We start from the raw sequence: 13698 nt of genomic DNA on the forward strand, positions 1-13698 counted from the left end.
AATATTTTTATTAAAGTTAGAGATTTTTGTTTGCTGGAAACGCTGTTTTTTATAGATGTTTTGAATGTTTTTTTAATGGTGAATAGCCCTTTTTTTTATGAGGTTTGATTGGTGTGATGGGAAGTTGTTGTGTTGTTGATGTTTTTATTGAAAATGGAGGTTTGTTGCGGTAGTTGTGAAAGTTTTTCTATTTAAATAGCGATAATTTTTTTGTGGTTTTTTGAGGGGTATTTTTGGTGATGGTTTTTTAGAGATATAAAACTAAAATAGAGAGGTTTGTATTATACTGGTCATAGTTTAAATAGAAATAAATTGCTCAATTAATTTGTTTGAAAAAATTAGAATTTTGAAAAGGATAATTTTGATGTGTTTTTAACTCAGTGCTTTTTCAAGCGTAGGCTTATAAATAATAAGTTTACGCATATATCATTCAGTCATAATAAAAGCACTGAGTTGTTTGTGTTTTTTATTGTAGCCTGGCAGCACCATCTAATCTGATGACTGAGCCATTTAACATTTGGTTATCATTAATACTTTCAACCATCTGTGCATATTCATCGGCAGCACCAAAACGAGATGGAAAAGGAATACCCGCACATAATTTATCTCTAATATCATCGGGGACACCTGCCATCATTTGTGTTTCAAACATGCCAGGGGCAATTGCCATACTGCGGATCCCAAACTGCGCAAACTCTCGTGCTAGCGGTAGCATCATTCCTGCAATAGCTGATTTTGTTGCTGAGTAGGCGACCTGACCTAATTGACCTTCGTAAGCTGCAATTGAAGCGGTATGAATAATGACGCCACGTTCGTTATTGATTGGATCATTATTTTGCATGTGACGAGCGGCGGCTCTAGTCAACAAGAAAGTACCAATTAAATTGATATTGACGACTTTTTGAAAAAAATCTAACGGCATCGGACCTTTTTTACTTAAAATTCGTCCTGCTCCTAGAACACCCGCACAGCCAACGACTAGATTGATTTTTCCAAATTCTTCGACCGCTTTATCAACGGCTTCATCAACGGCTTGTTCTTGACTAATATCGGTAGGAATAAAAATGAGATTGTCTGGATATTCCGATACGGCTGCTTGCCCTTGAGCATCGTTAATATCGAGTATGGCTGCTTTTCCGCCTTGAGATGCGATCCGCTGTGCAACGGCTAAACCAAGCCCTGATGCACCTCCACTAATAACTGCTAGGGTTTTATTAAATGACATATTAACTTCTCGTTGGTTTTTAATAAAAGTAATTTATTATACCAGCAAGATGTTGTAAGCGATAATTCGCTTTTGTTAGTTAGCCAAAAATACTTAAAATTTGAGATTTATCTTTACTTCTATTTCTGCCTGGCAGCGAGCTTTTATTGACACGCATAAATATTTCATTGATGTCATCAATGGTATCTTCTAATCGACAGTATTTTTTATCTTTGAGAGATTGCATCATACTCGATGCAAAGTATTCAAATTCAGTCTGCCATAAGTGTGGAGTATTGGCTTGTTTCATCCGTCGCCCTATTCGCCCCAGCATTCCGTAAAGTCGAGGAGCATCATAAGTTCGGCAATATTCTTGTATAACATCTTTCATCATTGCAAATTCTGATGATGTAATTTTGATAGCATCTTGATTTCTAAATTGAGGACTAATTGATTTCAATATTGCTGGAATCTGTTGTACTGACATAATTAAACTCCTAAAGAAACACTTCCTGTAAGTATTTAAAGCTTCAAACACAAATAATAAGGTGCTATGAAGCGATAGTTTCAATAAAATATAGGAAATGAATTTAATAAGTACAATATTTATAATGAAACAATCTCACCTATATATATTAATAGTTTTTGTTGGTCTAACCAGTAATGTTGTTCTAAGTCATGAGTCAGATGATTCCTTAGAAGAATGTTACTTAGAACAATTAAACCTATCTGAAGAAAAACGAGAGGTGGGCGAAATTCGAGCTTGGTGCCAGAAAAAACTGGAACAGCATATTGCTTTAGATGTTAAGGAGAAGTCTCCACTTGAGCAAAGAATTATCAATGAAGCTAAAACGCAAGACAGTCGTAATGTGATCACGCCTCATATGAGGAACTATATGCTACCTGTTACTTACATTCGAAAACCTAATGAAGAACCCTATAAAGATCTGCCTGGTTCTGTTGATGAGCTTGATAATGTTGAAGCAAAATTTCAAATGAGTTTTAAAGCGCCAATATTTAAATCATTAGTGGTCAGTAAAGATATCTTATATTTTGGGTTTACTATTCAGTCATACTGGCAAATGTATAACCGTGATGCATCTTCTCCTTTCAGAGAAACGAACTATCAGCCTGAGATATTTTATGGTTTTATGAATGATTTAGAAATTGGCGGGTGGACTAACCGGGTCAATATTATTGGTGTGGAACATCAATCTAATGGACGCTCGCAACCGTTATCTAGAAGTTGGAATAGGGTGTATGCTAACTTTATGTGGGAAAGCGATAAATGGTTGGTTGGGTTTAAACCTTGGTATCGTTTACCTGAAGATGAAAAAGAATCTCCTAACTCTCCAGAAGGTGATGATAATCCTGATATAAATAAATATATGGGATATTTTGAGTTTACTACTGCTTATAAATGGGATGAACAGACATTTGGTATGATGTTCCGTAATAATTTACGTTCAAATAACCGTGGTGCGATACAGCTGGATTGGACTTTCCCGATGGGAGATCGCTTTAAAGGATATGCACAATATTTTAATGGGTATGGTGAGAGCTTGATTGATTATAACCAATCTATTGAAAGGTTTGGTGTTGGTATTTTGTTGACAGATTTATTTTAATTAACCTTCTTTTGTTTATTCTTGAGTTGAATTAATAAGATACAGCTCTTTGGGCTAAGCGTACTAGCAATTTGCTAGTACGCTATATTTTATAGAAGAGGTCATTAGAGAAACTATTTTGTTAATCTTGTTTAAATATTCCAGTATAAACCTTGCCATTTTTATCGATATAGCCGCGATACATTCCTTCAGAATTGAATGAGAAAATTGGCTCTCCTTTAGGTGACATACCAACAATACCGCCATCACCACCCATTTTGACTAATTTTTGCTGAATGACTTCATCGGCTGCTTTATCTAGAGAAATGTTCTTGTAGAGAACTCTGGCACAAATATCGTGTGCGACAGCTGCTCTGATAAAATATTCGCCGTGACCCGTTGCTGAAATTGCACAGGCTTTATTATCTGCATAAGTCCCGGCTCCAATGATTGGAGAGTCACCAATCCGACCATATTTTTTATTGGTCATACCACCTGTTGATGTACCAGCAGCTAAGTTACCGAATTGGTCTAGTGCAACTGCACCGACAGTGCCAAACTTATTATCATCAGGCCAAATTTTGTTTGTTGTAACCGATGCTTGCTTATCTGTTTTGTCTTCAGATAAGGCGGTTGCATCAGGATCTTTTTTGAGCACTCTTAATAACTGATTCCAGCGTCGTTCGGTTTTAAAATATTCGGGTGGAACTATTTCTAAAGATTGTTTTTTAGCAAATTTTTCTGCACCTGCGCCACTAAGCATGACATGCTTTGAGTTTGTCATCACTTCTGCTGCCAGTTTGATTGGGTTTTTAACCGTTGATACGCCTGAAACAGCTCCTGCATTGAGAGTTTTTCCTTCCATGATTGATGCATCAAGTTCGTTGGTTTTATGATGAGTATAAACAGCGCCTTTACCTGCATTAAATAAGGGGGAATCTTCCATTACAATAATAGCTGCTTGAACTGCTTCGACACTAGTACCACCTTTTTTTAGTATGGCATGGCCTGCTTTTAGCGCTTCGGCCAGTTTGGCATGGTAGGCTTTTTCTAGCTCAGGTGTCATATTAGATTTTAGTATAGTACCTGCCCCACCGTGAATGGCGATGGCAAAAGAAGGAGATTGTTTGGCATTGATATTGATCGTTAACATGGTTAATAAACAGCTGATAATTAATTTTATTTTCATTGTGATATCAATCATTTTGATTAATTTTGGGGGTGATTAAAAGTAACGTTTCGGTCGGTTAAATGCAACTATTAGCGGTGTTTTTGATGTTTTATTAGTTTATCTATAAAGTATCGGAATAGGGGTATAGTTGGATGGTATGAATTTAGCGAGCGTAATTCGATTATTTGAATTGGGTTATAGAAAGAAGGTATTTATGTTGTTTAGACAAAAATTTTTACTTTGAAGACTTGTCGCGAGTACTCAATCTATGGTTTTATGGTGCGTTTAGGCCAATCTGTTAATTGATTAGGCTTTTTATTAAATTAAAACAACAATATTTGACTTTGTGAATAAGGAACAATAATGACAGCACAACGTGGGGGGTTTAGTACCCGAATTGGTTTTATTCTTGCTGCCGCCGGTTCTGCGGTAGGTTTAGGTAATATTTGGAAATTTCCATTTGAAGTCGGCAAGGGAGGTGGGGCTGCCTTTGTGGTAATGTATTTGGCATTCTGTTTTATTTTATGTTTCCCGGTGATGGTTGCAGAAATCAGCATTGGTCGAAAAACTCAGCTAAATCCTGTGGGTGCATTTAAAAGCTTAGGTTATAAGAGGTGGTCAATTATTGGCTATTTAGGGCTTGCTAGTGGGATTTTGATTCTCTCTTTTTATAACGTGGTTGCTGCTTGGGCCTTTGGTTATTTTATTGATATTTTAAATGGTCAGTTTTCGGTTGGTGGTGAAGCTTTTGGGGCTTATACTGCCGATTGGATAAAAATAGGCGGCTATGCTGTAATTTTTATGATTGGTACGGCTTTTGTTGTATCCAAAGGTATTTCTGGAGGGATTGAGAAAGCCGCCAAAATTTTAATGCCTACATTATTTATAATGATTTTAGGTTTGATTGTTTATGCAATGACATTACCTAATGCAATGGAAGGTTTAAAGTTTTATCTTGTTCCTGAGTTTAGCGAAATAACGGGACCTGTTGTTTATTCTGCTTTAGGGCAGGCATTCTTTTCTCTGTCATTAGGAATGGGAGCATTAATTACTTATGGTAGTTATGTTGCTAAAGACAATAATATTGTGAGTTCTGCCGCCTCTATTACGCTAGTCGATGTTGGTGTTGCTGTGTTAGCTGGGTTTATGATCTTTCCTTTTGTTTTTTCTCAAGGCATTGAGCCGAATGGTGGTCCTGGGTTAATTTTTGCCACTTTACCGGGGGTTTTTCAGTCGTTAGGTGATGTGCTAGGTATTGTTGTCGGCGCGTTGTTTTTCTTATTGTTGTCCTTTGCTGCTTTTACTTCAACCATTTCTTTGTTAGAGGTGCCGACGGCTTATGTTGTTGATGAACATAAAGTGAGTCGAACAAAAGCATGTTGGGGAGTTGCTATCGCTATCTTTGTTGTTGGTATTCCTTCACTACTATCGTATGGTGCCAGTGAGTCCTTAGGTGAATTTATTCAATTACCAGGTACTGACAACCCAATGCCGTTTTTAGATTTTGTTGGGGTAATTGCTAACGATACATTTTTACCTTTAGGCGGTTTTTTAATTGCGGTATTTACTATTTATGTTTGGCGTAAAGAAAACTTTAATAAGGAATTAGCCGAAGGTGATGCAGAAATAAAAGGCAGTTGGTTACAGTCTTATGTTAATTTTGCGCTAAGTTATATTTGCCCAATTTTACTTGGTGTTATTTTTATTGTGACGGTATTCGATAAGTTTTTTGGTGTCAAACTTATGTCTATGCTATTGGGCTAATTGATAAGCAGAATTGGCTAATATTAAAAAAATAATAATGGAGACTGTTTTGAAATTAAAATTATTAATTGTTCCTGTGCTCATTGTTGGCGTATTGGGTTGTAAAGAAAAAGACAAAACGCCAATTGAAGTTGAAAGACCTAAACCTGTTTATGTTTCAACCTATAAAGCTTTGCCGTCAGAAGAGTTTGTTATCGTTAATGCAACCTTATTAACGGGTAATGGTGAGCAGCTTAATAATGCTGCAATGTGGGTGAAAAATGGCAAGATTGAAGCGGTTGGGCAATCGGTATCCTTTCCACAAGGCATAAAAAAAATAGATGCTAAAGGTAAATGGGTGAGTCCTGGTTTAATCGATGTTCACTCGCACTTAGGCGTTTATCCTTCTCCTTCTCATGAAAATAATGCTGATGGTAATGAGATGACTGAACCGGTTACTGCTCAAGTTTGGGCGGAGCATGCCGTTTGGACTCAAGATCCTGGTTTTGATTTGGCTTTAGCGGGTGGTGTGACGAGTTTGCAAATTTTACCCGGCTCTGGAAATTTGATTGGTGGGCGAGGTGTAACACTTAAAAATATTCCTTCGATTACTGTTCAAGGAATGAAATTTCCAGATGCGCCACATGGTTTGAAAATGGCTTGTGGTGAAAATCCAAAACGAGTTTATGGTAAAAAAGGTAGAGCACCCATGACCCGAATGGGAAATGTAGCTGGCTATCGAAGTGCTTGGATTAAAGCTAAAGCTTATAAGGAAAAGTGGGATAAATATTATCAAGCCGCAGAAAAAGGTGAAGAAAAAGATCCGCCTAAACGTGATTTAAAATTAGAAACTTTAGCGGGGGTTTTAAGTGGTGATATTTTAGTTCATAACCATTGCTATCGTGCTGAAGAAATGGCGGTAATGATTGATATTGCTAAAGAGTTTAATTATAAAATATCGACTTTTCACCATGCAGTTGAAGCTTATAAAATTGCTGATATTTTAGCTGAAAATAATATTTGTTCAGCAATGTGGGCTGACTGGTGGGGGTTTAAGCATGAAGCTTATGATTCTGTTCGAGAAAATGTTGCAATGGTTGATAAAGCCAAAGCTTGTGCAATAGTACATTCAGATTCTGCGATTGGTATTCAGCACCTGAATCAAGAGTCTGCCAAAGCAATGGCTGCGGGTAATAAACGAGGTACTCAAATTGAACCGAAAGATGCAATACGATGGATTACTTCTAACCCAGCTAAGTCTTTAGGTATTGAGGATCGGGTTGGTAGTTTAGAAAAAGGAAAAATGGCTGATATTGTAGTGTGGAATCAAAATCCATTTAGTGTGTATGCAAAAGCTGAGCAGGTGTATATTGATGGTGCATTAGTTTTTGATTTGAATAATCAGACAAACAATGCCGTTAGCGATTTTGATCTTGGAATTAAACAGCCACAAGGTGAAAGATTATGAAAATAACTAAAAACCGATTATTAGCTGTAGCCTTGGGGTTGTCTTGTGCCATTGGCTTTAGTGTATCTGCTGAAGATTATTTAATTAAAAATGCAACCGTTTATACATCAACTGCAAAAGGCATTTTGAGTCAAGCTGATGTTCTTATTAAGAATGATAAAATTGTGTCTGTTATGCAAGGAATTACTGTTTCTGAAGGGAGTAAAGTGATTGATGCTAAAGGTCGATATTTAACACCTGGTTTAGCAAACGCCTCAACTAATATCGGACTAGTTGAAATTGGGGCGGTATCAAGTACCGTTGACTCTTCAACCAAGCATAAAGGTTTTGGCGCTTCTTTTAATATTGCGCCAGCGATTAATTTTTCATCAACTTTGATACCGCAAAATCGAATTAATGGACTAACTCGCGCTGTTGTATGGCCTCGTTCGGGACAATCTATTTTTGCCGGGCAAGGGGCTGTAATTGCGCTGCATTCTTCTTTAGAGCAAGGATTGTTAAAAGAAAAAGCGCTTCAAGTGGCTAGTTATGGTACACAAGGTGCTCGAAAAAGTGGTGGCTCTAGAGCGGCTGCATTGCAGCTTTTAGAGCAGACTTTGGCCGATGCTCGTTATTTACGTAAAAATGAAAAGCGTTATCTCCCTGGTTTTAAGTGGGAGTTTTCACAGTCAATTGCTGATCTAAAAGCGCTCTATCCGATATTGGATAGAAAAATACCACTCATTATTTCAGCTAATCGTTCGGATGACATACTAAAACTGATTAAATTAGCTCAAAAATATAATTTTAGATTAGTGATTTCTGGTGGTGGTGAAGCATGGGTTGTAGGCAAACAACTCGCAGAAGCCAAAGTGCCTGTTATTATCGATCCTATTCAAAACTTACCCCAGTTTGATTCTTTATCTATTCGACTTGACGCAGCTGCTAGACTATACAATGAGGGTGTGAAGTTATTATTTACTGGTGGCGGAAGTCATAATGGGTATTTAGTTCGCCAATCTGCTGGTAGTGCAGTGGCTAATGGTTTACCAAAAAGCGCGGCAATAGAAGCGATGACAATTAATGTTGCTGATGTGTTTGGCATCAAAGATTATGGGCAAATAAAAGCAGGTATGGATGCTGATATTGTTGGGTGGGATGGTGATCCGCTTGATGTGACATCTAATCCTGATTTTGTTTTTATTCAGGGACAAAGGCAGCCACTGGTTTCTCGTGCTACTCGATTAAGAGACAGGTACTGGGAGCTGAAAGGAAATCACCAACAAGCCTACAGTCGTTAATAACCTCAAACATAACAATAATTATACATAAGGTTAAATTTTATGAGTGTTGAGAAGAAACAACCCAGTATTTGGGATGCGTTAATACCTGTTGTCACACTAATTATCATGCTATACGGTTCGGTGAAGTTGTATGGTGATTCATCGTCAGTTGGCCCCAATCAAATTGCGCTACTTTTATCGGCTGCAGTAGCTATGCTAATCGGCTACAAAAATGGCTTTCGTTGGGCTGAATTGGAGCAGGGAATCGTTAAAGGCATATCAATGGCGCTTGGCGCAATATTGATATTGCTCATGGTAGGATCATTGATAGGTACCTGGATTTTAGCTGGTACTGTTCCTACCATGATTTATTATGGACTACAGTTACTCGATCCGAGCTACTTTTATGCGGCTGCCTGTATTATTTGCGCTTTGGTATCCATCAGTATTGGCAGTTCCTGGACCACCGCTGGAACAATTGGAGTTGCGCTAATTGGAATAGCATCCGGCTTGGATCTATCTGTTGCAATTACAGCCGGTGCTGTCATTTCTGGGGCATACTTTGGTGATAAAATGTCTCCCTTATCGGATACGACTAACTTGGCTCCGGCAATAACAGGAACAGAGTTATTTACTCATATTCGGCATATGGCGTGGACTACTGCACCGAGTATTACGATTGCGATCGTATTGTTTCTTATATTGGGTTTTTCTAGTGAAGGCAAAGAGAGTTCACAGGGGCTTGAAGAAACATTGACTTTAATAGAAGCTAACTTTTCAGTTTCATTATTAACGCTAGTGCCTTTATTTGTCGTTTTGTATTTGGCTTATAAAAGAATGCCAGCTTTTCCTACATTACTAGTTGGTGCTTTGTTAGGAGGAGTGTTCGCGGTTACATTTCAGGCAGCATCAACCGAAAAAATGGTCGAAGACTCTATTTATAGTTGTCGTGCTAGCAGCAAGCTTGAAATAGAAAGCTGTTCAGTTATTACTATCGATGTTGAAGATGCTGTGATTACTTTTGATATTAAGCCACAGTTTGCTCATCCTTATACGCTTACCGCATCGCTTAAAGGAGATGTTTCACAAAAATTTGCGTTAGCTAAAGAGGGGGATGAAGTTATTGTTGAGCTTGAACGGCGTGGATATTGGCTCAATGCAATCGATGCCGTTTGGCAGGCTATGGCCACGGGCTTTAAAGCGGCTACAGGTAACGCGGCTGTTGATGAATTACTATCTAGAGGTGGTATGGAAAGCATGCTAAACCCAACGGTTTGGCTGATTTTATGTGCGATGACCTTAGGCGCTGTTTTAGAAACTGTTGGTTTATTACAGTGTTTAGTCTCTAGCGCTTTGAAGCTCGTGAAAGGAACTGGTTCATTAGTAATAACGGTAATTGCAACTTGTATAGGTGTGAATATAATTGCAGGTGATCAGTATATTGCAATTGTATTGCCGGGTCGTATGTACCGAGCAGAGTTTAAACGAAGAAATCTTCATCCTAAAAATCTATCACGGGTACTGGAAGATTCGGCAACGATTACATCACCTTTGATTCCGTGGAATACTTGTGGTGCGTTTATGGCAAGTACACTTGGTGTATCTACCTTTATTTACTTACCTTTTTGCTTTTTCAATATTATTAATCCTATCATTTCTGTGATTTATGGCATTATTAATTTTAAAATAGAAAAACTTGAGCAGCAAACAGCTGAAAATGTTAATTAAGGTTTTAATATGAAAGAGCTCTTTTCAATTACTGGAAATTCCCAAAAATTAGATGGTGGTGCCATGTTTGGTAATGCACCCAAAGCCATGTGGCAAAAGTGGGTTGAGGTTGATGATGAAAATCGCATTGATCTGGCATGTCGAGCGTTGTTAGTAAAGGATAGCGGGCGTAATATTTTATTTGAGCTTGGAGTGGGGGCTTTTTTTGAGCCTAAACTTAAGCAACGTTTTGGAATTGTTGAAGCTAATCATGTGCTTTTAGACTCTTTGACAAAGGTAGGTCTAAGCCATGAAGATATTGATGTATTAGTTTTATCACACCTGCACTTTGATCATATTGGTGGCTTGTTATCTGAATGGCAAGAAGGCAAAGCAGCAGAATTGTTATTTCCTAATGCTGATATTTTAGTGGGAAAACAGGCTTGGGAAAGGGCTAATAACCCACATGCCCGTGATCGAGCTTCATTTATACCTGAACTGATGGAATTATTGAGAAATAGAGATAAGATACATTTGGTTGACTCAGAATATTCTCCGTTACTCGGTGATGGTTATCGATTTCATTATAGTCATGGTCATACGCCAGGTATGATGTTGGCCGAAATTACAATGCCCGATGGGCCAATTGTCTTTTGTGCCGATTTAATTCCGGGAGAAGCCTGGGTTCATTTACCTATAACGATGGGTTATGACCGTTATGCAGAGTTGGTCATTGACGAGAAAGCTGACTTTTTAAGTGATTTAATGAGCCGGAATGGGCGGCTGTTCTTTACCCATGACTCAAATATAGCAATGGGGCGCTTAGCAAAAAATGAAAAAGGTCGCTTTTGTTTGCAAGAGCATTTTTCTGAACTTGTTTCATTAAATCGCTAAGTGACTGATTATTGTCAATATTAAAAAATATTGAATTTTTTTTGATATTTCGTTGAACTAATGCCGTAGCCGCTAGTCATAGCTAATAGAGAATGTATTTCCCTCTTTACGGTTGTTAGTTAGGCAGTCGGAAGTCTTAAAGATTAACCCATTATCTTTAGGCTGAATCTCCGATAAAGTTTAAGCCACCAGTTTTTGGTGGCTTTTTTTTATCTAAAATTCATACTCTTCCTATTAAAGTGGTGTGTTCTTCAACTCAAATGATTAAATTCATTAAGTTTTGGTTAATATTACTACCTGAATAACTTATTTTTACGTTAACTACTTGATATAGCAGTATAAAAAATTCTGGTATTATAATTGCCTGCTGATGGTGAATTTTTAGTTTGAACCAAAATAAAAGGTAATAATTATGAAAACATTAAAGGTAATACTTGCAACAAGTTTAGTCGCTGTTTTTACATTCGGTTATGCCAATGCCGCTAAGCTTGATTTAGAAACAAGCAAAACATTAAATTTAAAGGTTGCAGGTATTGAGGTGTTTGAAATAGATGCAGGGGCTGGTTTTCTCAAAATTGAAGGTAGTAGTGAGGTTGAGCAAATTTCGGTTGTTGCTGATTTAAAAGTTAATAGTGAAAGTTATCGGTTAACGCTTGATAAATCAGGTAATACTGCTAAGTTGATCGCAGATGCTAACACTCGCAATTCTTCTTGGTTTGGCAATAGTCCCAAAATCGATCTTACCATTAAAGTACCTACTAATTTAGCTTTGAATATTAATGATGGCTCTGGAAGTCTTTATGGGGAAAACCTATTGGGTAAAATTGTTATTAATGATGGTTCAGGTGGTATTAAATTGAGCAATGTTGGTGAGTTAACGATTAATGACGGCTCAGGTAAAATCAAAATCACTCAGGCAAATTCAAATGTAAAAATAACTGACGGTTCTGGCGGAATTAAGTTATCTAATATTAATGGCTCAGTTTCACTCGTTGATGGATCGGGGGGGATTAAGATTAAACAAGTTAAAGGCCATGTTACTATTTCAGACGGCTCTGGCGGAATAGAGTTAGACTCACTTGAAAGTGGTGTAACGATTCTTGAATCGGGTAGTGGTGGGTTAACGATGAATAATGTTAAAGGTGAGGTGGTGACTCGTTAAATAATTAAACGGCGAGGAGATGTGCCATTATTGACAATGCCAGTGTATAATCTTCGCGCTTAATTATCTTCGACATCACATTTAGCGCTAAAATGTCGTGTTCGCTTTGCTTTGGAGTATTTTTGAATGAAAGTGATTACCTTTGGTACGTTTGATATGCCGCATATTGGTCACGTCAAAATCCTTAACCGAGCTAAAGAATTAGGTGATCATTTAATTGTTGGTGTTTCATCTGATGATTTAAATTTATTCAAAAAAGGCCGTAAGCCTATCTATTCGCAAGATGAACGTATGTTTCTCATCAATTCATTTAAAGGTGTCGATCAAGTTTTCTTAGAAGAATCCCTAGAATTAAAGCGAGAATACATTTTGAATTATAAGGCTGATATTTTAGTGATGGGAGATGACTGGAAAGGGAAGTTTGATGAATTTTCTGATATTTGCCAGGTCGTTTATTTGCCAAGAACACCTTCAATTTCAACCACTTCTGTTATTGAAGTGGTTAAAACTAATCATTTTGATCAAGAAGAGCTAACAAGCCAAAAGAATTAATTCTTTTAATTTGTGGAAAGCTAGAATACTTTACGCTTAATACCTGTTGCGGCTAATATCTTGGTCGCTAGTTCCTCAACTGAACGTGTTGTTGTATTAAGGTGAGGAATTTTTTCTCTTCGATAAAAAGCCTCAACTTCCCTTACTTCGTATTGACACTGTTTCAAAGAGGCGTAGCGAGAGTTTGCTTTTCGCTCTGTACGAATTTCATGCAAACGAGCCGGGTTGATAGTGAGTCCAAAGATCTTATTCTTATAGTTTTTGAGTGAAGGAGGTAATTTTAACCTATCCATATCATCTTCTGTAAAAGGGTAATTGGCTGCTTTTATGCCAAATTGCATGGCCATATATAATGAGGTTGGTGTCTTTCCACACCTTGAAACGCCTACTAGAATGACATCAGCTTGATCATAGTAGCGAGTTGTTATGCCATCGTCATTATTTAAAGCATAATTAACTGATTCAATGCGAGAGTCGTATGCTTTGCCGTCAGCCAAAGAGTGGGTTTTTCCAACTCTAAAACCTGAGGTTTCACCTAACTCTGTTTCTAGTGGTCCGATGAATGTGTGAAAAAAGTCGAGTACTAAAGCGCCACTGGATTGAATAATTTGACGAATTTCAGGGGTTACTATTGTGTCAAATACAATGGGTCTGAGTCCGCCGTTATCTTCAGAGTCTTTAATAATGCGGCAAGCTTCATGCGCTTTATCTATATTATCGATGAAAGGTAGCGTCATTTCATCGAATTCTACTTGCTCAAACTGTGATAACAGCGATTGTCCGAACATTTCTGCCGTTATTCCTGTTCTGTCTGAGATAAAAAACACCTTCCGTTTCATATTTTCTCGCCCTTGAAGTAAAATACCCACTCTTTTGTTGGGTTGAATTTAAACATGCTAATCTAGTATCGGCAAGCATCGATACATTG

12 protein-coding genes are annotated in these 13698 nt (G+C 37.6%); 8 read left to right on the top strand and 4 right to left on the bottom strand.

Going from position 1 to position 13698, the window contains the following annotated elements; genetic code table 11:
• Positions 1 to 466 precede the first annotated feature (466 nt).
• The gene (locus ACT5E3_RS07600; protein WP_444997697.1) at positions 467 to 1225 is read right to left on the bottom strand and encodes an SDR family NAD(P)-dependent oxidoreductase; all 759 of its coding nucleotides are present in this window, start codon (positions 1223 to 1225) and stop codon (positions 467 to 469) included.
• A 79-nt stretch (positions 1226 to 1304) separates the two neighbouring features.
• A complete protein-coding gene (locus tag ACT5E3_RS07605) occupies positions 1305 to 1691 on the bottom strand; it encodes a hypothetical protein (protein ID WP_444997698.1) in 387 nt (128 codons plus the stop codon).
• A gap of 124 nt (positions 1692 to 1815) precedes the next feature.
• Here ACT5E3_RS07605 and ACT5E3_RS07610 point away from each other — a divergent pair, with 124 nt between their 5' ends.
• Positions 1816 to 2832, top strand: a complete 1017-nt coding sequence (locus ACT5E3_RS07610) for a phospholipase A (protein ID WP_444997699.1) — start codon at positions 1816 to 1818, stop codon at positions 2830 to 2832.
• A gap of 121 nt (positions 2833 to 2953) precedes the next feature.
• Here ACT5E3_RS07610 and ACT5E3_RS07615 read toward each other — a convergent pair whose 3' ends face one another.
• Positions 2954 to 4000 carry an isoaspartyl peptidase/L-asparaginase family protein gene (locus ACT5E3_RS07615; protein WP_444997700.1) on the bottom strand — a complete coding sequence of 349 codons (1047 nt, stop codon included), beginning with the start codon at positions 3998 to 4000 and terminating at the stop codon, positions 2954 to 2956.
• A gap of 345 nt (positions 4001 to 4345) precedes the next feature.
• Here ACT5E3_RS07615 and ACT5E3_RS07620 point away from each other — a divergent pair, with 345 nt between their 5' ends.
• The 7 genes from ACT5E3_RS07620 (at position 4346) to ACT5E3_RS07650 (ending at position 12770) form a co-directional block, all read left to right on the top strand.
• A complete protein-coding gene (locus ACT5E3_RS07620; protein ID WP_444997701.1) occupies positions 4346 to 5746 on the top strand; it encodes a sodium-dependent transporter in 1401 nt (466 codons plus the stop codon).
• Between the two features lie 49 nt (positions 5747 to 5795).
• Positions 5796 to 7193 carry an amidohydrolase gene (locus tag ACT5E3_RS07625; protein WP_444997702.1) on the top strand — a complete coding sequence of 466 codons (1398 nt, stop codon included), beginning with the start codon at positions 5796 to 5798 and terminating at the stop codon, positions 7191 to 7193.
• Positions 7190 to 8473 carry an amidohydrolase family protein gene (locus ACT5E3_RS07630; RefSeq protein WP_444997703.1) on the top strand — a complete coding sequence of 428 codons (1284 nt, stop codon included), beginning with the start codon at positions 7190 to 7192 and terminating at the stop codon, positions 8471 to 8473. Before ACT5E3_RS07625 ends, ACT5E3_RS07630 begins: the two co-directional genes overlap by 4 nt.
• A 42-nt stretch (positions 8474 to 8515) precedes the next feature.
• Positions 8516 to 10183 carry a Na+/H+ antiporter NhaC family protein gene (locus ACT5E3_RS07635; RefSeq protein WP_444997704.1) on the top strand — a complete coding sequence of 556 codons (1668 nt, stop codon included), beginning with the start codon at positions 8516 to 8518 and terminating at the stop codon, positions 10181 to 10183.
• A 9-nt stretch (positions 10184 to 10192) separates the two neighbouring features.
• Entirely contained in the window at positions 10193 to 11056 is an 864-nt protein-coding gene (locus tag ACT5E3_RS07640; RefSeq protein WP_444997705.1) for an MBL fold metallo-hydrolase, read from the top strand.
• A 412-nt stretch (positions 11057 to 11468) separates the two neighbouring features.
• A complete protein-coding gene (locus ACT5E3_RS07645) occupies positions 11469 to 12218 on the top strand; it encodes a hypothetical protein (protein ID WP_444997706.1) in 750 nt (249 codons plus the stop codon).
• Between the two features lie 126 nt (positions 12219 to 12344).
• Entirely contained in the window at positions 12345 to 12770 is a 426-nt protein-coding gene (locus ACT5E3_RS07650) for an adenylyltransferase/cytidyltransferase family protein (RefSeq protein ID WP_444997707.1), read from the top strand.
• A gap of 20 nt (positions 12771 to 12790) precedes the next feature.
• Here ACT5E3_RS07650 and ppsR read toward each other — a convergent pair whose 3' ends face one another.
• Positions 12791 to 13609, bottom strand: a complete 819-nt coding sequence (gene ppsR, locus ACT5E3_RS07655) for a posphoenolpyruvate synthetase regulatory kinase/phosphorylase PpsR (RefSeq protein WP_444997708.1) — start codon at positions 13607 to 13609, stop codon at positions 12791 to 12793.
• Between the last annotated feature and the right edge of the window lie 89 nt (positions 13610 to 13698).

This window comes from Aliikangiella litoralis (assembly GCF_052495765.1).